Below are 20,942 nucleotides of genomic sequence, written 5' to 3'. Positions count from 1 at the left end.
CAAAACTTCGAAGTCCGTACCGAAAATGCGTATCGTGGGTGACGTCCGAGTTACCGGTGGGAAGGGAGCGTCACGTTGCGGTCCCCCACCCCGAGATCGCCGGTGACGAGGACGGAGGATATTCCCCGGCCGCCGGAAATCCCGACGTTCGCGCCCGCCGCGGTGCGGGCGCTGTTCCCGGCCATCGCCGGCGCCTCCGAGGTCTATTTGGACAGCGCCGCCACCACGCAGAAGCCGCTGCCGGTGATCGAGACCATTCAGCGCTACCACAGCAACAACACCGCCAACGCAGGCCGCGGCACCTACCCCTGGGCCACCGGTCTCACGGCTCGGATCGCCCGCGTCCGCGAACACGCCGCCGCGTTCATCGGCGCCGAGCATCCGGACGAGGTGGTCTTCACCGCGGGCGCCACCGCCGCAGTCAACGCCGTCGCGCTGTCGTGGGGTCTGACGGCGCTCGCCGACGGCGACGAGATCCTCTACAACGCGAGCGATCACGCGTCGAACGTGTACCCGTGGCAGCACTTGCGCGGGCTGCTCGCCCGGTTCGGACGCCGCATCCACCTCGTTCCCTACCGGGTGACCGCTGCGGGCGAGGCGGACACCGACGACATCCTGGCCAAGATCACCCCGTGCACCCGGCTGATCACGACCGGGCATCTGCACCATGTCTTCGGCGGTCTGAGCACTCTCGAGGAACTGCGCGGCCGGATCGATCCGGCGATCCTGCTGTGCTTCGACTGCTCGCAGAGCGGCGGCCATCTTCCGGTCGACGTCACCGCGCTCGGTGCGGATTTCGCGATCTTCGCCGCGCACAAGATGTTCGGTGCGCCCGGCACCGGGATCCTCTACTGCCACCGGCGCGTGCACGACCGGTTGACGCCGTTCCTGCCCGGGGGCAACTCCGGCGTCGAACCGGGTCCCGGCGGGCTGCGCCCGGGGCCGATGCCGTCGCGGCTGGAAGGCGGAACGCCCGACATTCCGGGCATCCTCGCCCTCGGCAGTGCGCTGGAGGTGCTGGAATCGTTCGGTCTCGACGCCGTCGCCGCGCACAATCGCGCCCTGACCCTGCGGCTGATCGACGGGCTGCGACCGGTTCCCGGCCTGGAGTTCCTGCCCGGCCCGGCGCACGCGACCTGCGAGGTCGGCTACGGCATCGTCTCCTTCACCCTGGAGGGGATCTCGGCCGCCGACGCGGGATTCGTCCTGAGCGAGTTCGGTTTCCTGGTGCGCACCGGTGCGCACTGCGTCCCCGCCGAATCCGACGGCGCGGGCTCGGTGCGGGTCAGCACGCACATCTACAACACGCCCGACGAGATCGACCGATTCGTCGCGTGCGTGCGAACCATCGCCGAGGAGGTCACGTGAGTAACGACATCCCCCGCTACGACCGGCGGGCCGCGTCCAGGGTGCTGGCCGACTTGGCGCAGCCAGGGCTGTTCACCGAACCGGTACCCGCTCCCCGACATCGGCGATTCGAATACGCCTGTACGGCATTGGGTCTCGAGCCGGACAGCCATCTCACCTACTCGCAGCGGCTGTATCTGGAGCGGTTCATGCGGCCGTGCCGCGCGGACCAGGTGACGAGCGCGACGCATCGGATCGCGTGGACCGACAGCGCGGGCATCCCGAATACCGGGCACTTCCGTGCCGGTGGTCTCGGTCCGTCGGTGCCGATCGCGACGCGCGAGACGGTCCTGGCGTTGTGGCGCCAATTGGACGCCGACGCCGATTTCGCCGCGCGGGTCGCGGCGCTCGGACCTCGCGAACACGCCGTATTAGCGGGCACGACCACCGACCACGATCCGCGCGACATCTTCCGGGTCGGCATCGAGGCGGCGGGGCGCGTGCTGGCCCAGCACGCGTTGCTGGCGGACGCGACCCCCTACCGCGACGCCGCCGAATTCGCCGAAGGGCTCCGCGTTTCCGGGATCTTCGCCGCGGTCGCCACGCGATGGTTCTGGGAATTGCAGGCCTCGACCTACCGGCGGGGCATGATCCCGGTGACGCTGGTCGCGCAACCCGACGGCACCGTCCGCTATTCGGCGGAGACGGTGGCGACCCTGCGCGCGATGAAGGACGCCACCATCGCCGACGCGCACGCCGTGATGGAGCGCGCCACCACGGCCGAAGGCCTCACGGTGGCCGAGGCGATCGCCAAGTACCACGACGACCTCGACCTGATCTCCCGGCAGTACGCCCTGCTGCCAGAGGGCAGCCATCCTGCCTGCCCGGCCGCCATGCCACACCAGCTCGACAGCGGGCATTTCAGTCTCCTCCCGCTGCTGGTCGACCGATTCGTCGCGACGTTCACCGAGATCGCGGGCCGCTGCGCGGTCGCCGAGGTCAGCGCCGAACTCGACGAGGCGACCGCCGACCGGGTCGCGACCGCCGAGGACCAGGTGTTCTACGTGCCCGATATGACCTGCAAGCACTGCGTCCGCACGATCGGCGGAGTGCTGGAGTCGATGGACATCCGCGTGGTCGAGATCGACCTGGACAGCAAACGGGTGGTGGCCGAGTTCCGCAGCCCGCGCAATCGGGCCCGTGCGTTCGAGGCGATCCGGGACGGCGGCTACAACCCGGTCGCGCAGCGGCCGGACGACGCGCCGCGGGCGTCGGACCCCGAGCCGTCGGAAGCCGCCGTATGACGCCGTGGCCGCCGGCGCTGCCCGCGAAGCTCCACCCGATCGTCCGCGCTTTTCTCGACACTCCCGGCCTCCCGACGCAAACGCTGACGAGATTCGGATCGCCCGCGCATCTGGTGTTCCCGCAGGTATATTCGGAGAATCTCCTGCGCCTGCGTTCCGTGTTGGAGCGGAGCCTTCCCGGCCACCGAATCTGTTACGCGCACAAGGTGAACCAGTCTCGCGCGTTCGTCCGCACCGCCGAACGCGAGGGCATCGCCGTCGACGTGGCCTCACCGCACGAACTGTCCAGCGCCCGCGCCGCCGGGTTCGATCCGGCGCGCATCGAGGTCACCGGCCCGAAAGGGGAAGCCTTCCTGCGCGAACTCGTCGACCGAGGGGTCACGATCAACGTGGACAACCTCTGGGAGCTGGGCCGCATCGCGGAACTGGCCGGGCAGCAAGCGGAAGTGCCTGTGCTACTGCGAATTTCCGGATTCGACGCGGGACAGGTGAGCCGGTTCGGGATACCGCTCGCGCATGTCGAGCAGGCATTCGATCTGCTGTCGGCGCGGCGCGGGCGGATCGCCTTCCTCGGCTTCGCCTTTCACCTCGACTCCGGCGACCTCGGTGAGCGCGTCCGGGCGATAGACACCTGCCTGCGACTGATCGAGCGCGCCTATGATCACGGACTCACCCCGTCGGTGCTCGACATCGGCGGCGGCTTCCGGCAGGTGTTCACCGCCGACGCCGAGCGGTTCGACGCCTACGTGCTCGCGCTGCGCGAATCGCTGCTCGGCCGTGGGGAGCCGATGACCTGGGGCAGCAACACCTTCGGCTACCACGTCGCGGGCGGGGCCGTGCACGGCACACCGGTGTTCCACAAGTACGCCAACACCGTCGCCGCCGACCGCATGCTCGCCGATCTGCTCGACGCTCCGCTGGAGCGGCACGGCGGACGCACGGTGGCGCAGGTGGCGGGCGACAATCTGCTGGAGATGTGGCTGGAGCCGGGCAAGGCGCTGGTAGATCACGCGGGTATCACGGTGGCCACAGTCGAGTTCGTCAAGGAGGTCGCCGACGGCAGCGTGCTGGTGCACGTCGACCTCAGCCGTGATTCGGTGACGCCCGCCGATCAGGAGGTCATGGTCGACCCGATCCTCCTGCCCGGCGATGACGCGACCGCGGGCGACCGCGACACGGGTCCGGTCGGCGTCTACCTCGCCGGGCGGCTGTGCCTGGAGCGCGATCTGATCACCAACCACAAGGTATGGCTGCCCGCGCGGCCCCGGCCGGGCGATTCGGTGGTGTTCCCGAATACCGCCGCCTATCACATGGACCTGTCCGCCGCGACGGCCTCCATGCATCCCCTGCCCGCGAAACTCGCGGTCACCCGGACGCCCGACGGGTCCCGGGTCGTGCACGACGCCGACTACGAGCCCGATTTCCCCGTCGAGTCGTCCCGGCCGCGTCACATCGCGCCGCACGCCACCGACCTCGTCAACCGTCCGGTCCGATCCGTCGAGGCCCCCTGATGCGATACGACCACATCACCGAACTCATCGGCAACACGCCGCTGCTGCGGCTCGACCCCGCGGTGCACGGGCTGGCGAATGTCGAACTCTACGCGAAACTGGAGTCGCACAACCCGTTCGGTTCGGTGAAGGACCGGGTGGCCTGGGCGATGCTGCGCGACGACCTGGCGCGGATCCGCGCCGAGGGCCGGACACTCATCGAGGCGTCCAGCGGGAACACGGCCAAAGCGCTGCGCGTCCTCGGCGCGATGTACGGGATCGACCTGCGCGCGGTGACCAACCGGATCAAAGTGGGCGAGGTCCGTGATCTGCTGCAGCTGTTCGGCACCGAGATCGTGGAACTGCCCGGCCTCTCCGAGTGCCCGGACCCGACGACGCCGAACGACGTCTACTCGGTGATCGAGGCGACCATGGCCCAGCAGCCCGCTACGTACCGGCATCTGTCGCAGTACACCAACGAGAAGAACATCGAGGCGCACCATCACGGCACCGGCCGGGAGATCCACGAGGACCTGGCCGCCGATGGCATCACCAGGATCGATTATCTGATCGGCGGGCTCGGCACCACCGGTTCCACCAGGGGGACCGCTACCTACCTGCGCAAGCACAATCCCGAATTGCGCACCGTCGCAGTGGTTTCGGAGCGATCGGACTTCATTCCCGGCATCCGTTCGGAGAGCGAGATGTGGGATGTCGGGCTGTTCCAGCCGGAATTCTACGACCGGATCGTGACCGTGGCGGCGGGCGACGCCGTGGACGCGACGCTGCGCCTGGCGAGCGGATACGGCGTCCTGGCCGGGCCGACCAGCGGTGCGAGTTACGCCGCCGCGCTGGAGACGCTCGGCGCGCTCGATCTGTCCGCGAGGGATCCGGACGATCCGCTCGTGGCGGTGTTCATCGTCTGCGATCGCCTCGAACCGTACCTGTCGTACATCAAGAAGCGCAGGCCGGAACGGTTCGGCCGCGCCGAACGCGAAGCGGCCCCGACCGAGGAGGAGCTGGCGGCGGTGCCGCGGCTGTCGCCCGAGCAGCTCGCCGAGCTGGACCGGACCGGACGCCCGACCATCGTGGACAGCCGTGGCGCCATGGCCTATCGGATCGGGCACGTCCCCGGCGCGTTGAACATCCGCGACGACCAGCTCGACGACATGTTCGGGCACGGCATCCCGTTCCCGCGCTCGCGCCCCGTCGTCTTCGTCTGCCCCGTCGGTGAGCTGTCGGTGCGGTTCGCCGCACGGGCCAGGCGAGCCGGCTACGACGCCACCAGCTTGGCCGGTGGCGTGGTCGCCTGGCGCGATGCGGGGTTGCCGCTGGAACGAGGCTGATCGCCCGCGGGCTCACCGCCGCCCGGCGGACCAGTCCGTCAGCAACGGGGTGACCGGACCCCGGTAACCGGCGGCCAGGAGTTCGACTGTGGCGGAGAATAATTCGGTGAAAGCGACCGCGGTGCCCCGCTCGAACAGCGCGGCCGGGTAGATGAATACGCCGTCGATGCCCGCGGGCGCGCCGAGCCGGTCGTACCGGTCGACGAGACCGAATTCGAGGTCGTGCTTGGCGCGGACGATTCCGGTGTCGACCTCGGTGATGCTCACTCCGCCGGAACCGTCCGCCGCGGGCTGGGCGGCCGCGCCGCGCTGGAGGATGAGCGTCGCTTGGAACAGCGGGCAGGCCGCGTCCTGCAGCAGGCAGCGCTTCAGCCGCTGGCCGGGTGTATCGGGATGGGCGAAGGCGGCCAGCGCCACCCCGCGCACCTGATCGAGCAGTTCCTCCGCGTCGGCGGCGCGGTCGAGCCGGACGCGCATCAGCACGTCGTCGGCGAAGTTGCCCACCAGGTCGTCGAGCAGCCGGTGATCGCGGCCCGCGACCGCGGTGGCCACCGTCACGTCGGCGCTGCCGGAGAAAGCGCCGACGGCCACCGCGAACGCGGTCTGCAACACCATGAACAGGCTGGCTCGCGCCGCGCACGCCCGATCGAGCAGCGCACGGTGCACATCGGCGGCGAACGCGACCGATACGACGGCACCCGCGCTCGCACCGCCTCGGCGGATGGCACGAGGCCGGACGCAGGGGAATTCGAGCACCGGCGGCCGACCGGCCAGGGTGTTGGCCCAGTACCGCAACTGCTGCGTGGCGCGGCTCCATTCGTCGGAGTAGTCACCGAGCTGGGCGTGCTTCCACAAGGTGTAGTCCGCGTAGTCGATCGGCAGCGGCGGCCAGTCCGGCGCGGCTCCGGCCTGTCCGGCGAGGTAGGCAGTGCCGAGATCGCGCAGCAGCGGGGCCACCGACCGCCCGTCGATCGAGATGTGGTGCACGACCAGCACCAGCACCACCTCGTGCGGTCCGAGCACGCACAGCCGGGCGCGAAGCGGCAGGTCGGTCTCCAGATCGAACTCGATCGCGGCGAATTCCGCGATATGCCGCGGCAATTCGGCTTCGGTGGCCAGGACGACGTCGGTCCGCCCCCCGGCCTCGTTCGCGGGGACGATCACCTGGGCCGGGCCCGAGGCGGTCCTCGGGTAACGGGTGCGCAGCGGTTCGTGCCGGGCGACGACGTCGTCGATCGCGGCGACGATCCCCTCGGGCCGCAGTGCCGGTCCGGACAGTCGCACCGCGCGAGTCACATTCCAGTCACTCGAGTTCCCGGCCCGCGCGGCGTGCCACATCCGTTCCTGCGCGGGGGCGAGCGGGATGTGCGCCGGACGCGGCCCACGGGCCAGCGGCAGCGGCCGCCGCGGCGGCGGGAGAGGCCGAACCGCCGGTCGTACGGGGCGCATCCCCGCATGCCCGAGTACGTGACCGATTCCTTCGGACGAGATCGCCGCAGCGGAGTTGTGCACGCGCCGTCACCTCCACTACCGAACCACCGAGCAACCCAGGGAAGGTAACCAGGTCGAGTAAACCGTCAGTTACCGCACCGTGACGGCGCGGAATCCAGTTCGGCAAGACCGGGGAGGGCGAGGCGGGTGCGCGCGGCGCCGGGGCGCGCCGCCAGGCACTATCGTTGGGCCGTGCAGACAGGTCAGGACGCAGACGACGACGGGGGCCCACGGATCTGGGGTGGGACGACGCTCACCGAGCGCAGGGAGACGCGGCGGGCGGCGCTGTTGGAAGCGGCGCTCGATCTGATCGGCGAGTCGGGCGCGAGCGGGGTCACCATGCGGGCGGTGTGCCGTAAGGCCAATCTCACCGACCGCTACTTCTACGAAAGCTTCGCCAGCCGCGACGAGCTGCTCGACGTGCTCTACCGTCAGGTCGCCGAGGAATTCCTCGAACCCATGACGGCCTTCGCCGCCACCGACGACCCGTCCCGCGATCGCGCGCTGTCGGAGATCCTGGTGGACAAGGTGCTCGCCGACCCGCGCAAATCCCGGCTGTTCCTGGTCGAGCCGTATTCCAGCACCGGGCTCGGGCAGACCACCTTCGCGGTGATGCCGGTCTTCACCCGGATCATGCAGGACCATCTGTTCGGCCACATCGACGATCCGGTCAAGCGCAGGCTGGCGGCGGTGACCATGGCCAGCGGGAACGCGGGCATGTTCTCGGCATGGCTGAACGGCTCGCTGCGCGCCACCCGCGAGCAGATCATCGAGCACTGCCTCGCGATGCTCACGGTGTACCGCTCGCTCTACCGTCCCTGACCGCCCCGCGCGTCACCCGGTGCGGCCGGACGGTAGGTCCCCGGACCGGCCCCGCCAGTACGCCAGCGTGTTCTGCGTCCGAATGGTGGCGCCGTGACTGGGGCCGAGAGCGCGCAACTCCGCGACCAGCAACACCTCCAGTTCCGCGACGGCGCGGGTCAGGTCGCCGTGCCGGGCGCGGCAGCCCGCGAGTTCGTTGCGGGTGTCGAAGGTGTCCGGATGGTCCGGGCCGAGCACGCGCAACCGGTCGCCGAGCAGTTTCTCCAGGTCGGTGATCGCGCCCGCGAGATCGCCGCTGTCGGCGCGGTAGGCGGCCAGTTTGCCGCGGGTGAGCAGCGTGTCGGGGTGGTCCGGTCCGAGCACCCGCAGACGATCGTCGAGCAGTCGGGTGAACTCCGCGCCCGCCCCGGACAGATCACCGCTGCGCGCGCGGAACGCCGCGAGGTTGTTGCGCGCGCCGAGCGTATTGGGATGGTCGGCGCCGAAGACGCGCAGATAGTCGGCTACCAACTGCTCGAATTCGGCCCGTGCGCCTGCGAGGTCGCCGCTTGCCGCCCGCCAGTACGCGAGGCTGTTGCGGGTGCGCAAGGTGTCCGGGTGATCGGCGCCGAGCACGCGGGCGCGGTCGGCGCGCAGCTGTTCGAACCGGTCGATCGCCCCGGCGAAGTCGCCGACGTCGCCGCGATTGGACGCCAGGTTGTTCCTGGTGCGCAAGGTTTCGGGATGGTCGGGCCCGAGCAGGCGCAGCCGGTCGGCGAGCAGATGCTCGAACTCCTCGCCCGCGCCGGAGTAGTCGCCGCAGCGGGCGCGGTAGCTCGCCAGCTTGTCGCGGGTGTCCGAGGTGGCCGGATCGTCGGGTCCGAACACCCGCAACCGGTCGGCGAGCAACTGTTCGAAATCGGCGACTGCGCCGACCAGGTCGCCGCTCTCGGCGCGGTGATATGCCCACCGTTCCCGCGTGATGAAGGTGTAGGGATGGTCCGGTCCCAGTGACTCGGCGAAGTCGGGCGTCCACGCCGCCCACAGGTCGCGGTCGTCGGCCGACCTGCCGGTTTCCAGTTTCTCCAGGAAGTCGATGGCCAAGGCGGCATCGCCGTAGGCCAGGCAGTGGCGTACGGCCGCGCCGCGCGCGTAGTCCGCGGCCCGGTCGCCTCCGTCGGCCTGGATCGCCGCGACCAGGGCGCGGTGGGCGTCCGCGATGCGCACGCCGAGGCGGTGGCATTCCGCGCCCAGCGCGGGCAGGAACGCGCTGTGGGTCACGCCGAGCGACTCGCGAACGGTGCCGGGATGACTGCGGGTGACCAGGGTGCCGAGATTCACGGCGATGTCGCGGACCCGGGCGGCGCTGAGGTCGACGCCGAGCGACAACAGCGCCGAATCCAAGAGCTCCAGCGGCAACACCGGCCCGACACCCGCCGCGACCAGCACACCGAGCAGAGCCGCTGTGTCACCGGTGGTTTCGGGATCGAGCCCGCGCAGCGCCGTCTCGACACGCAGGGCGATGACCCGGTCGAGGCCGATCCCGGAGGCCACCGCGCCGTCGGTCAATCCCGAAGCGACCTCCAGCAGGATGCCGGCGACCAGCCAGCCACCCGCCACCACCCGCGAACCGCTCGCGTCCGTGGGGGTCTCCGCCAGCAGCCGCTGGATCCAGCCGATCCAGTCGACCGGGCCCAGCGGCGCCGTGCCGCGCGCGGAATCCACCACGGCGGCGATGTCGTCGGCCGCCGGTTCGGCGATATCGATGCGGTGCATGTGCGCCAGCCCCGGATCGTCCTCCACGCCGGTGCCGGGCCGGATGCCGACGATCACGCGCACGTGCCGAAGATCTTCGCGGCCGGTCAGATCGGCGATCGCGGCCACGAGCAACCGCCTGGTCCCCTCCTGCGGCTGGTTCAGTCCGTCGAACACCAGCGTGACCCGGCGGCCCGCCGTGGACAGCCGCGCCAACGGGCGGCGGACCAGGATGTCGAAGATGTCGAACTCGTCCCTGGGCCGGTGCGCCCTGGCCGCGCGCGCCGCCTCACGGAAGCCGGGCACGCGCGCGTCGAGCTGCGCGGCCAGCTCCGCGGCCACGGACTCCACCGAACTGTTCACCGTCAGGAACACCGCGGCGGTGATGTAGTCGGGGGTGACGGCGAGCCCGTCGACCAGGCTGGGGCGGATCAGCATCGCCAGCAGCGTGGACTTGCCCACGCCCGCCGGCCCCAGCACCGCACGCAGCCGGTGGCTGCCCGCGTCGACGATCGCGTCGAGACGCTCGCGCACATCGGGCGTCAGCAGCAGACGCCGGGTGAGCTGGTCGACGAATCCGGCGGCGGAGCGTCCGCTCACCGCGTCGCGGTGGCGCGCGGTGTTCGGCACCAGCCACAGCCCCGGGTCGACGCCCTGTGCCGTGGACACCGCGCCGGAACTGAACGACAGATGCTGCGGCTGTTGATGGGTGCACTGCACGGCGATCGGATCGACCAGGTCCGAGGGCAGCAGGTTCTCCCCGCGCAGCGGCAGGCCCAGGTCGAAGGTGGCGAGCATGGTGCGGGTGAAGCATCCGGAGTACGCGGGCCCGTCGCCCGAGGCGACCAGCAGTTCCATCCGGCCGCCCGACTGCGCCAGCAGATCCGTCCACCGGCGCGCGGCCCCTTGGACGCCCTGCCCCGCCTCGCAGGCGTCGACGAGCAGCACGAGCCCGTCCAGCGCGGCGCGGTCGAGCCGCTCGCGGATCTCTTGGGTCAGGTGAAACGCGTTGTGCGAGGTGGGATCAGCGGGTGAATCGTGGCCGAGCAGGTAGAAGTCCTCGGCGCTGGTCGCCACGCCGTGCCCGATGAAGCCGAGCAGCAGGGTGGCCTGCCGCTGCGATGCCGCCGTGAAGGCCGCGTCGACGGCCTCGAGCAGTTGCGCGGCAGTGGGATTCAGCACCGGGCCGTCCAGCTCGATGGCGGGCCGCCACCCGCCCGCTGCGGTCAGACTCCCGTACAAGCCGTTGGCGAGTTCTTCGGTGAAACCCAGATCTCCCAGCGCCGCGCATTCCGATCCCACCACCAGCGCCAGCCGACCTCCCATGCAAGAAACATACTCGCGCCGCCGCGCCGTTCCGCCGCACCGATACCGAAAGGCGCTGTGCGAGACGTAGGGTGACGGTCCGAGAGCCGGAAGAAGGAGATCGCGCGATGACCGACCCGGTGGTGGGTTTGACGGGTACGCTCACATCGCCGATCCGAGGTGCCGGGACGCTGAGCGAGGTCCTGGTCGCGATTCGCGGGGGAACCGAGCTGTACATCGCACAGTCCGCCGAGCCGATCCCGGCCGGTGCGACCGTGCTGGTCATCGCGGTCCATCCGGGGCGCGTCGTCGACGTCGTCCCGTGGATTCCGCTCACCCCGGACCCGGCCGCAGAAACCTGAAAGAGCAAGGGAGACAGACGTGCTGGGCTACCATGTGCCGGACCCGGACGAGGCGATGCTGGTCAGCGGCGGCAAGAGCCGCGACAACACGCCGTTCAAAGTAGTCATCGGACGCGGCGCCTGGGTGATTCCGCTGTTCCGCAAGGTGCGCTACCTGTCGCTGGCGATGTTCGAATCCGAGATCAAGGAGCGGTGCGTCACCAAACAGGCGATCCAGCTCGACGTCCGCGCGGTGATCGCGTTCAAGGTGGCCAACGACACCTCCTCCATCGTGAACGCCGCCCAGCGGTTCCTCTCCGAGCAGGAGCGGGAGATGTCGGTGCTGACCGGGCGCATCTTCTCCGGGCACCTGCGTTCGATCGTCGGCTCGATGACGGTCGAGGAGATCATCCGGGAGCGGCAGAAACTGGCCGACGAAGTGCTCGTCGCGTCAAAAGTCGAGATGAGCAACATCGGCCTGTGGGTCGATTCGTTCCAGATCCAGTCCATCGACGACGGCAACCTCGGCTATATCGCCGCGCTCGCCGCCCCGCACAATGCCGCCGTCCAGCGCGACGCGCAGATCGCGCAATCGCAAGCCGCGCAGGCGGCGGCGCAGGCCGAGCAGGAATCCCAGCGCAGGCAGGCGGAATATCAGCGCGAGACGGCGATCCTGCGCGCGCAGTACCAGCGCGACATCGACAAGGCCAACGCGGAGGCGGCGCAGGCGGGCCCGCTCGCCGAGGCGATGGCGTTGCAGGAGGTGCTCACCGCCCAGGCCGAGCAGGCGCGCAAGGAGGCCGAGCTGCGTGAGCAGCAGTTGCAGGCCGAGGTCGTCAAACCCGCTCAGGCGGAAGCGGATCGGGTGCGCATCCTGGCCGAGGCGGAAGCCGACCGGACCCGGATCCAAGCCGAGGCGGCCGCGTCGAACAACCGCATCGCGCTGGATCAGTTGTTGATCGAACAACTTCCGGAAATCGTGCGGCAGGCGTCGAACGGGTTGGCGAACGCGAATCTCACCGTGCTGAACGGACCGGACGGAGTCAGCGAACTGGTGAACGGAATGGTCGGTCAGGGACTGACCGTTTTCAATTCGCTGCAAAAGGCGCTTTCCTCCGACGACGGCGAAAAGGCGCGTTAAAGTTGCCCAGTAGCGACGGCGACGAGGAGCGGGTGTTGGTGTCCATCGGGAAATTGGTGTCGTTCGACAGCTCTCGGGGATTCGGATTCATTCGGCCGGAGGACGGTGGACCCGATGTGTTCGTCCACGTCAACGACATCGGCCTGGACGAGGACGAGTTGCGACAGGGACGGGTGTTCGAGTTCGAGGTGACCGAAGGCGACCGCGGACCCAAGGCGGTCAATCTCACTGTGGTCGGCGGGTCGTCCGCACCCCCCGCCCGGCACAAGGGTAAGGACAGGGCCGGTTCGGGACAGCTCACCGTCGCCGAGCACCAGCGCCTGATCACCGAGCTGCTCCTGGACGCCAGCCCCGCGCTCACCGCGGGTGAGATCCTCACCATCCGCGACCGGCTCACCGCGTTCGCCGACCAGCACGGCTGGCTGGAGAACTGACCGGCGAAGTCCACGAACCTGTCGGGGCACCCGCCTACGATCGAGCCGAGGCCGCGGCCGCATACCGATGAGTTCGGTCCGCGCGCACCGTCGACATGGGTGAGGATCGGACCCGAGGAGGATCGCGTGGATCTACCGGTGATGCCACCAGTGCGGCCGATGCTGGCCAAATCCGCGCCCGCGGTGCCGCGCGAGCCGGGCCTGAGCTACGAACCCAAATGGGACGGTTTCCGTTGCATCGTGTTCCGCGACGGCGCCGAAGTGGAACTCGGCTCGCGTAATGACCGGCCGCTGACCAGGTATTTTCCCGAGGTCGCCGAATTGCTGAAGCAGGCGCTGCCGGACCGCTGCGTGGTGGACGGCGAGATCGTGGTGGTCACCGAACAGGGTCTGGATTTCGACACCTTGCAGAACCGGCTGCATCCGGCCGCGTCCAGGGTCGCCAAGCTGGCCGCGGAGACGCCGGCCAGTTTCGTGGCCTTCGATCTGCTCGCCCTCGGCGACAAGGATCTGACCGGGGAGCCGTTCATCGAACGCAGGCGGCTGCTCGAAACGATCCTGGACACCGCGCTCGCGCGCGTGCACCTGACTCCGCTCACCCACGATCCCGACGTCGCCGAGGACTGGTTCACCCGTTTCGAGGGCGCGGGGTTCGACGGCGTGATGGTCAAATCCGACGACCTCGCCTATCTCCAGGACAAGCGGGTGATGCTGAAGGTCAAGCACGAGCGCACCGCCGACTGCGTGGTGGCGGGTTTCCGCTGGCACAAGGACGGGGCCGGGGTCGGCTCGCTGCTGCTCGGACTGTTCGACGACGAGGGCCGCCTGCACCACGTCGGCGTGGCCAGCAGCTTCACCGCGGCCCGGCGCAAGGAACTGGTCGAGGAGCTCGCGCCACTGCGGGAGAACGCGCTCGACAACCATCCCTGGCGGGATTGGGCCGACGCCGCGGCGCAGGCGGCGGCGGAGGGCAAGATGCCCGGCGGCGTCAGCCGCTGGACCGGCGGCAAGGATCTGTCCTGGGAGGCGTTGCGGACGGAGCTGGTCGCCGAGGTGCGCTATGAGCACGTGCAGTCGGGACGGCTGCGCCACGGCGGCAGGCTGGTGCGCTTCCGCACCGACCGGACGCCGGAATCGTGTACCTACGCGCAGCTGGACGAGGTCGCGCCCGCGGAATTGAGCACGCTGTTCGGCGAAGGCGCGGCGCGATGACCGAGTCCGTCGACATCGAGACCGACGGCCGGACCGTCACGATCAGCAATCCGGGCAAGATCTATTTCACCAAGCGCGGCGAGACGAAACTCGATCTGGTGCGTTACTACCAGGCGATCGCCGAGCCGTTCCTGAATGTGGTCGGCGGGCGTCCGCTGCTGCTGGAGCGGTATCCCGACGGAGCGTCCGGCAAGTCCTGGTTCCAGAAACGGGTGCCTAAATCCGCGCCGGACTGGCTGCACACCGTGGAGGTGTCCACACCGAACGGCACCACCAGCGACGCCCTCGTCGCCCACGATCTCGCCCACATCCTGTGGGCGGTGAACCAGGGATGCCTCGGGTTCCACGTCTGGCCCAACCGCGCCGACAATCTGGAGATCGCCGACGAGCTGCGCATCGACCTCGATCCTTCGCCGGGCATCACCTTCGCCGATCTCCGGCACGCCGCGATACGCACCAGGGATCTGCTCGCCGAACTCGGCATCGAATCCTGGATCAAGACCTCCGGCTCACGCGGCTTGCATCTCTACTCGGCGCTGGAACCGAAGTGGGACGGTTATCAGGTGCGGGCCGCCGCGGTGGCGCTGGCCCGCGAATTGGAGCGCCGGTTCCCGGAGGACATCACCGCGCAGTGGTGGAAGGAAGAACGCGGCAACCGAGTCTTCATCGATTTCAATCAGAACGCGCCGCACAAAACGGTGTTCGGCGCCTGGTGCGTGCGGCCGAAGGTCGGCGCGCAGGTCTCGACGCCGATCAGCTGGGCGGATCTGGATTCGGTGGTGCCCGACGAGCTGACCATCGCGACCGTCCCGGCACGCTACGCCGCATCGGGCGACCCGTGGGCCGACCGTGCGCCCCAGTCCATCGCCCCGCTGCTGGAGATGTCCGACCGGGACATGGCGGCCGGTCTCATGGACGCGCCGTGGCCCCCGCAATATCCGAAGATGCCCAACGAACCGCCCAGGGTGCAGCCGAGCCGCGCCAAGAAGGCCGAATAGCGGGCGTTATTCGGTCCACAACACCCAGGTGCCGCTGCGGCCGCTGAGTTCGCACACCAGGGCCCGGCCGTCGGCGGTGCGTCCGGTCTTCGCCCCGGAGGCGTCGCACTTCGACCCCGCTTGCTGCACGGCGGTCGCGACGACGTGCGGGCCCGCCCACTGGTAGCCGCCGGAGGTGGTGAGGCAGATCAGGGTGCCACCGTCGGCGGCGCTGCCGATCTGGCCGAGCTGCGCCTCGCTGCACGACGAACCTTTCGTGACCGGTCCCTGGCTCGCTGACGGCGTAGTGGTCACAGCGGGGCTCGGCGCTGCCGCCGTGGTCGTCGCCACCGGACGCTCGACGGTCGTGGGCACCGACGCGACGGGCGTGGGCGCGATCACGGACTGACGGTTCATCACGTCCGGCAGCCAGTTGCCCGTCAGCAGGACGAACCCGGCCACCGCGGTGATCTCGGCGACGCCGAGCAGCAGCGCGAACATCGCCATGACCCGGCCGCGCGGGTGACTGAAGGCGATGAAGCCGAACACGATGGCGACCGGGAACAGCCCCAGCAGCGCCCCCACGAGCGCGACGATCGCGTACGGATTGACGATCGGCGGGATCTCCACCCGCAGTCGGCCGGTTCGGCGGCGGCTCGGCGGCTGTTCGGGCCAGCGCTCGTCCTCCTCGTCCGCCCAGCCGCCGTCGGGCTCGGGCTCCGACCAGCGATCCTCCGGCCGCGCCTGCGGCCAGCGATCCGTATCACGCCGTTCTGCCCGTGTCATTCAGGTCCCTCTCCACACCAACACCGCGCAGGAACCTCGGACTGCCCGGACCCGCCCCGATATACCGACACAGAATAGGGCGCGCGCGGCGAAAAGTTGATTCGAAGTGTCGGATATTTGTGATCGGGCCGTAATAACAAACGTGTCGCAACTCTCGCGAATCTGTTAGCCGAGGCGCATGCTGGTCGACATACGACCCACCTGACCGCGGCCTTTCTCCAGGAGGATCCATGTCCGATAAGACGACCTCGAGCGGCCGGGATACCCCGCATTGGCATGCCAGGGCCGGAGATTTGCTCGACGACAACTTCAACCTCCCGGGCATCGTGTTGTGCACCCTCGGCGTCGTAGCGCTGGCCTGTACTCTGACCGCCGCCGGATACGGGTTCACCGGCTGGACCGGCGTCGGTGTGGTCGTGACGGCCGCGCTGTGGATCACCGGCGTCGGCGCCCTGCTCGTCGAACATCACCGGGAACAGGCGATCGAACTGAAGCACGGCCGCCAGGGCCACGGGCCGGGCGCCTTGCGTCCGATTCGCTACAGCGGCGAGCGGTGATCCGGGCCGCCGGGTGACTGCCTGCGGTCGACCTTGGGCAGCGATTCGGTGACCAGCGTCAGCAGCATGTCGCACAGCAGCTCGTGCACCTGCGCGCGGGTGAGCGTGCCGCGCGTGATCCATTCCCGGCCCGCGACCTTGACCAGACCACCATAGGCACGCACCATCGCTCGCAGTTCGGCGTCGTGTGCCGAATCGGCGAGGCCGACCATCAGCAGCAGGCGCTCGGCCGCCGCGTCGTCGGCGGCGTCGAGAATCTGCTGCACCTCGGGATCGTCGCCGACGCCCTCGTGGCTGGTGACCTTCACCCAGGTGCTGCCGTGCTCGGCGATGGTGTCCAGCAGCCAGCGCACGCTGGCATCGACCCGCTCACGCCAGCTGCCGGTGGGCACGACCATGTTGTCGAGCTTGGGCAACGTCACCATGCGCCGCACCACCGCGAGATAGAGGTCGCGCTTGTTGCCGAAATAGTGGTTGATCAGACCGCGCGCCACGCCCGCGCGCTGCGCCAGTTCGGCGGTGGAGACGGCCGCGTACGGGCGCTCGCCGAACATGTCGATCGCGCAGGCGAGGATCTGCGCGCGCCGCTCGTCGGGTTCGAGCCTGCGGCGGCGCGGTAGCGCCGGGTCGGCGCCACCGTCCGCGGCCGCACTCCTGGTGTCAGAGAGACCGGGCAATGAGATCCTTCATCACCTCGTTGCTGCCCGCGAGGATGCGCAGGACGCGGGCGCCGGTGTAGAGCTGGGAAATCGGATACTCCGTCATGTAGCCGTAGCCGCCGAACAGTTGCAGGCAGCGGTCCACCACGATACCGAGCTGATCGGTCAGCCAGTATTTCGACATGGCAGCGCTGGGAATGTCGAGTTCACCGCGCAGGTGCTTGTCGATGCAGTCGTCGAGGAAGGTGCGCGAGACCTTGGTGACGGTCGCGCACTCGGCGAGTTCGAACTTGGTGTTCTGCATGGCGAACAGCGGTTTGCCGAACGCTTCGCGGCCCTTGGTGTAATCGACGGTGAGCTGCACCGCCTTCTCCATCATGGCGACAGCGATGATCGCCGTGACCAGGCGTTCCTGCGCGAGCATCTGCATCATCTGGTAGAAGCCCTGCCCCTCGGCGCCGCCGAGGAGGTTGGACGCGGGCACGCGCAGGCCGTCGAAGAACAGCTCCGCGGTGTCCTGGGCCTTGCCGCCGATCTTGTTCAGGATGCGCCCGCGCTCGAAACCGGGAGTGTCGTCACCGACTTCGGCGAAGATCAGCGAGACACCGGCCGCGCCCTTGGTCGGGTCGGTTTTGGCGGCGATGATGATGCCATCGCAGAGCCAGCCGTTGGTGATGAAGATCTTCGAGCCGGTGATGACGTACTCGTCGCCCTCCAGTACCGCGCGGGTCTTGATGTTCTGCAGGTCCGATCCGGTGCCCGGCTCGGTCATGCCGATGGAAAGCACGATCTCGCCGCTCGCGGCCTTGGGCAGCACACGCCGCTTGAGTTCCTCGGAACCGAACTCGTACAGGTACGGCGCGATGATCGAGCTGTGCACGGGGATGCCCATCGATCCGTCCCCGGCGCGGGCCTGCTCCTCGATGATGGCGGCTTCGTGCGCGAACGTACCGCCGCCACCGCCGTATTCGGCGGGAATCGCTGGACACAGCAGGCCGAGTTCACCGGCCCGGTTGTACAGCGCGCGATCGGGGTGCCCTTGCGCGACGAATTTCTCCTCATGAGGCACGACCTCCTTCTCGAAGAAGGTCTTCGCCAGGTCTCGTACCGCCTCGACCTCGTCGTCACTCCACGCCGCGCGCGCCATCGCTGGATCCTTTGCTAGCTCCGGTCCGGCCCCTTCGCCGGTTACGGCTCAGATTCCCGAACTATTGGCGAGTTGTCAACAAGGAAAGCGAGCCGCCGTCACGGCCACCCGGATGCGAGCCCGCGCCCGGATGACCAGGCCCGACCGCGAGCGGAGGCGGGCAGTCTGCCGAGTGCCGACGAGAAACCGCCGCCCGTGCCGCGATTCCGGTGGTGAGCTGCGCCATATTCGGACGTTTTACCTTTCCCTCCAAGGGTCAATCCTTCGTACTGTCCGTATCGGAATTACTGACATCGGGCACGACGGCGACGTGCCATCGGATCGGCAGCCGGCAGCGAATGAGGTAAGGACATGACCGAACTGCTCGACACCACCGAAACGCCCCGACCGGACCGCACCTGGACGGTCGACCGGGACGGCGCCGAACTCGCCGTCTTCGAATGGGGTGATGCCGCCGCGGAGCCCTTGGTGCTGGTGCACGGCCTCACCGACACCCATAGCGTGTGGTCCACGGTCGCGGCCCTGTTGGCCGACGGCTTCCGGGTCATCACCTATGACGTTCGCGGCCACGGCGATTCGGCCGTTCCCGCCGTACTGTCGGAATATCGCCTCGGCACGCTGGCGGAGGACTTCTTCGCGGTGATCGACGCCGCCAGCCCGCGCAGGCCGGTGCACACATGCGGCCACGGCTGGGGCGCGGTGCAACTGTGGGAAGCGGTCTGCGACGAGCGTGCCAACACCCGCATCGCCTCGTTCACCGCGATCGCCGGACCGAACCTCGATCATCTCGGCCTGTGGCTGCGCGCGCTGGCGCCCCGCGCCGGCCGCGAACTCCGCGATCTGGGCTGGTGGTTGCACGGTGCGCGCTGGGCGCTGACGCCCGGTCCCATGGCCCGCAGGCTCTACCCGCCCCGCCTGCGCGGCCTGCTCGTGCGCGGGCTCGGGGGAGTCTCGCCGCTGCCCGCGCGGATCGCGCGCACCTGGCGTGGCGATCTGCTCGCGGGCGCGCGCATCGCGCAGGCGAATCTGCTGCACCACCTGGGCAAGCCGCGGGTGCGCAGGACCGCCGTCCCGGTCCAGCTGCTGGTCGACACCACCGACCCGTTCGTCCCGGCCGCCGTCTACGACGCCTCCGCGCGCTGGGTCGACAAGCTGTGGCGCTGCGCCGTCCCGGCGAATCACTGGCTGCCGATCACCGAGCCGTTGTTGGTCGCCGAGGCCATCGCCAACTTCGTCGACGACCTGCGCGCCGACCGCGCGGCGATCACCCCGCGCAGCAGCTGACCACGGCGTACCGGACGGGGCGCGGGCGACCGGTCCGGCGAGTTTGCGACAATGGGCCGGTCGTCTGCCCAGCTCGATGAAGGATGTCCCCCGCCGCGATGGCCGAAAGCATGATCGATCCCGAGGACCTCGCGACCTGTCTTCGGGTCCTGGAGCAGGCCGGAGCGCTGGAGAAGGACCATCCCGACTCGGTGGCGGTGCAGCGCGCGGTCGGGCACATGTTCAAGAAGCTCAAGCAGCGGCGCCGCTCGGATGCGCGCGCGGCGGTGTCGGCCGCCGACCGCGCGGTGGTCGCCGCGACCGCGACCGGCTCGCCGAACCGGATCGATGACGAGACCGCGGGCATCCCGATCAGCTCCACCACCACCGGAGCCAGCGCGGGCACGCTGATCCGCCCGCGTCCCTGCTACATCTGCAAGCAGCGCTACACCCGGGTCGATGCCTTCTACCACCAGCTGTGCCCGGACTGCGCGACGCGCAGCCACACCAAACGGGACGCTCGTACCGATCTGACCGGAAGGCGGGCACTGCTCACCGGCGGCCGCGCCAAGATCGGCATGTACATCGCGCTGCGCCTGCTGCGCGACGGCGCGCACACCACCATCACGACCCGCTTTCCCAACGACGCGATCCGGCGTTTCGCCGCGATGGACGACAGCGCCGACTGGTTGCACCGGTTGCGCATCGTCGGCATCGATCTGCGCGATCCGGCCCAGGTGGTCGCCTTGGCCGACGATGTCGCCGCCCAGGGCCCGCTGGACATCCTGATCAACAACGCCGCACAGACGGTCCGTCGCTCCCCCGGCGCCTACAGCGCTTTGGTCGAGGCGGAATCGGGTCCGCTGCCCGCGGGCGCGCTGCCGGAGGTGGTCAGCTTCGGCAAGACCATGCAGGCGCACCCCACCGCGCTGACCGCCTCGCTCACCCCGGCGCTCACCGCCGCCGATGTCGCCGAGCTGGCCTTGGTCGCCGGATCGGCGACGCCGGAACGGATCGCGCGCGGCGTCGCGATCGACGCGGGCGGCCTGGTGCCCGACCTCGCGCACACCAACAGCTGGGTGCAGACCGTCGCGCAGGTGGATCCGACCGAACTGCTGGAAGTGCAGTTGTGTAACTCGGTCGCGCCGTTCATCCTCGTCTCGCGCCTGCGCCCGGCGATGGCGGCCGCCGCGGCGCGCCGGAAATACGTCGTGAACGTCTCCGCCATGGAAGGGCAGTTCTCCCGCGCCTACAAGGGCCCGGGACACCCGCACACCAACATGGCCAAGGCGGCGCTGAACATGCTGACCCGCACCAGCGCCAGGGAGATGCTCGAGCAGGACGGCATCCTGATGACCGCGGTCGACACCGGCTGGATCACCGACGAGCGCCCGCACTACACCAAGTTCCGCCTCGCCGAAGAGGGTTTCCACGCCCCGCTGGACCTGGTCGACGGCGCGGCGCGGGTCTACGACCCCATCGTGCAGGGTGAGAACGGGATCGATCTGTTCGGCTGCTTCCTCAAGGACTACCAGCCTTCCCCGTGGTAGCGGCCGACCCGGGACCCGCCGCGCGAGGGAAGGTTA

General features: G+C 69.3%; 18 protein-coding genes. 13 read left to right on the top strand and 5 right to left on the bottom strand.

Annotation, left to right across the window (positions count from 1 at the left end):
- Positions 1 to 102 precede the first annotated feature (102 nt).
- From ACFV2O_RS32725 to ACFV2O_RS32710, 4 genes are read left to right on the top strand one after another with little or no spacing between them, the layout of a single operon-like run.
- Positions 103 to 1,368, top strand: a complete 1,266-nt coding sequence (locus tag ACFV2O_RS32725) for an aminotransferase class V-fold PLP-dependent enzyme (RefSeq protein WP_379255470.1) — start codon at positions 103 to 105, stop codon at positions 1,366 to 1,368.
- On the top strand, positions 1,365 to 2,651 hold the full coding sequence (locus ACFV2O_RS32720) for a heavy-metal-associated domain-containing protein (protein WP_379255469.1): 1,287 nt from the start codon (positions 1,365 to 1,367) through the stop codon (positions 2,649 to 2,651). The genes ACFV2O_RS32725 and ACFV2O_RS32720 overlap by 4 nt, the downstream gene beginning before the upstream one ends.
- Complete coding sequence (locus tag ACFV2O_RS32715) at positions 2,648 to 4,162, top strand: alanine racemase (RefSeq protein ID WP_379255468.1); 1,515 nt, start codon at positions 2,648 to 2,650, stop codon at positions 4,160 to 4,162. The genes ACFV2O_RS32720 and ACFV2O_RS32715 overlap by 4 nt, the downstream gene beginning before the upstream one ends.
- Positions 4,162 to 5,487 (top strand): pyridoxal-phosphate dependent enzyme, encoded by a 1,326-nt coding sequence (locus ACFV2O_RS32710; protein ID WP_379255466.1) that lies wholly within the window; start codon positions 4,162 to 4,164, stop codon positions 5,485 to 5,487. The genes ACFV2O_RS32715 and ACFV2O_RS32710 overlap by 1 nt, the downstream gene beginning before the upstream one ends.
- A 12-nt stretch (positions 5,488 to 5,499) precedes the next feature.
- Here ACFV2O_RS32710 and ACFV2O_RS32705 read toward each other — a convergent pair whose 3' ends face one another.
- Positions 5,500 to 6,999: a condensation domain-containing protein gene (locus tag ACFV2O_RS32705; RefSeq protein ID WP_379255465.1), complete on the bottom strand. Its 1,500-nt coding sequence runs from the start codon at positions 6,997 to 6,999 to the stop codon at positions 5,500 to 5,502.
- Between the two features lie 171 nt (positions 7,000 to 7,170).
- Between ACFV2O_RS32705 and ACFV2O_RS32700 the strand changes: the two genes are divergently transcribed.
- Positions 7,171 to 7,800: a TetR/AcrR family transcriptional regulator gene (locus ACFV2O_RS32700; RefSeq protein ID WP_355078424.1), complete on the top strand. Its 630-nt coding sequence runs from the start codon at positions 7,171 to 7,173 to the stop codon at positions 7,798 to 7,800.
- A 12-nt stretch (positions 7,801 to 7,812) separates the two neighbouring features.
- Here the strand turns inward: ACFV2O_RS32700 and ACFV2O_RS32695 are convergent, their stop codons facing one another.
- Positions 7,813 to 10,860, bottom strand: coding sequence for a tetratricopeptide repeat protein (locus tag ACFV2O_RS32695; RefSeq protein WP_379255464.1), 3,048 nt, complete (start codon positions 10,858 to 10,860; stop codon positions 7,813 to 7,815).
- A gap of 107 nt (positions 10,861 to 10,967) precedes the next feature.
- Here ACFV2O_RS32695 and ACFV2O_RS32690 point away from each other — a divergent pair, with 107 nt between their 5' ends.
- The 5 genes from ACFV2O_RS32690 to ligD all read left to right on the top strand — a co-directional run bounded on the left by ACFV2O_RS32690 (position 10,968) and on the right by ligD (position 14,965).
- On the top strand, positions 10,968 to 11,201 hold the full coding sequence (locus ACFV2O_RS32690) for a hypothetical protein (protein WP_355078426.1): 234 nt from the start codon (positions 10,968 to 10,970) through the stop codon (positions 11,199 to 11,201).
- A 19-nt stretch (positions 11,202 to 11,220) separates the two neighbouring features.
- Positions 11,221 to 12,321: an SPFH domain-containing protein gene (locus ACFV2O_RS32685; RefSeq protein ID WP_355078427.1), complete on the top strand. Its 1,101-nt coding sequence runs from the start codon at positions 11,221 to 11,223 to the stop codon at positions 12,319 to 12,321.
- A 2-nt stretch (positions 12,322 to 12,323) separates the two neighbouring features.
- Positions 12,324 to 12,755, top strand: coding sequence for a cold-shock protein (locus tag ACFV2O_RS32680; protein WP_379255461.1), 432 nt, complete (start codon positions 12,324 to 12,326; stop codon positions 12,753 to 12,755).
- 126 nt (positions 12,756 to 12,881) lie between these two features.
- The gene (locus ACFV2O_RS32675; protein ID WP_379255460.1) at positions 12,882 to 13,967 is read left to right on the top strand and encodes an ATP-dependent DNA ligase; all 1,086 of its coding nucleotides are present in this window, start codon (positions 12,882 to 12,884) and stop codon (positions 13,965 to 13,967) included.
- The gene (gene ligD, locus ACFV2O_RS32670; protein ID WP_379255459.1) at positions 13,964 to 14,965 is read left to right on the top strand and encodes a non-homologous end-joining DNA ligase; all 1,002 of its coding nucleotides are present in this window, start codon (positions 13,964 to 13,966) and stop codon (positions 14,963 to 14,965) included. Before ACFV2O_RS32675 ends, ligD begins: the two co-directional genes overlap by 4 nt.
- Positions 14,966 to 14,971: 6 nt before the next feature.
- Here the strand turns inward: ligD and ACFV2O_RS32665 are convergent, their stop codons facing one another.
- Positions 14,972 to 15,730, bottom strand: a complete 759-nt coding sequence (locus ACFV2O_RS32665; RefSeq protein ID WP_379255457.1) for a hypothetical protein — start codon at positions 15,728 to 15,730, stop codon at positions 14,972 to 14,974.
- A 230-nt stretch (positions 15,731 to 15,960) separates the two neighbouring features.
- Here ACFV2O_RS32665 and ACFV2O_RS32660 point away from each other — a divergent pair, with 230 nt between their 5' ends.
- Positions 15,961 to 16,287: a hypothetical protein gene (locus tag ACFV2O_RS32660; RefSeq protein ID WP_379255455.1), complete on the top strand. Its 327-nt coding sequence runs from the start codon at positions 15,961 to 15,963 to the stop codon at positions 16,285 to 16,287.
- Here the strand turns inward: ACFV2O_RS32660 and ACFV2O_RS32655 are convergent.
- Together ACFV2O_RS32655 and ACFV2O_RS32650 are read right to left on the bottom strand one after the other, a co-directional pair.
- The gene (locus ACFV2O_RS32655; RefSeq protein ID WP_355078431.1) at positions 16,269 to 16,964 is read right to left on the bottom strand and encodes a helix-turn-helix domain-containing protein; all 696 of its coding nucleotides are present in this window, start codon (positions 16,962 to 16,964) and stop codon (positions 16,269 to 16,271) included. The genes ACFV2O_RS32660 and ACFV2O_RS32655 overlap by 19 nt on opposite strands.
- Entirely contained in the window at positions 16,948 to 18,093 is a 1,146-nt protein-coding gene (locus tag ACFV2O_RS32650) for an acyl-CoA dehydrogenase family protein (protein WP_379255453.1), read from the bottom strand. Before ACFV2O_RS32650 ends, ACFV2O_RS32655 begins: the two co-directional genes overlap by 17 nt.
- A gap of 351 nt (positions 18,094 to 18,444) precedes the next feature.
- On the opposite strand from ACFV2O_RS32650, the gene ACFV2O_RS32645 reads away from it, so the two are divergent.
- A complete protein-coding gene (locus ACFV2O_RS32645; protein ID WP_379255451.1) occupies positions 18,445 to 19,377 on the top strand; it encodes an alpha/beta fold hydrolase in 933 nt (310 codons plus the stop codon).
- 98 nt (positions 19,378 to 19,475) lie between these two features.
- Positions 19,476 to 20,906, top strand: coding sequence for an SDR family NAD(P)-dependent oxidoreductase (locus ACFV2O_RS32640; protein WP_379255449.1), 1,431 nt, complete (start codon positions 19,476 to 19,478; stop codon positions 20,904 to 20,906).
- Positions 20,907 to 20,942: the final 36 nt, after the last annotated feature.

Source organism: Nocardia sp. NPDC059691 (genome assembly GCF_042733915.1).
Lineage (GTDB): Bacteria > Actinomycetota > Actinomycetes > Mycobacteriales > Mycobacteriaceae > Nocardia > Nocardia sichangensis.
This window is presented reverse-complemented; position numbering and strand designations above follow the sequence as displayed.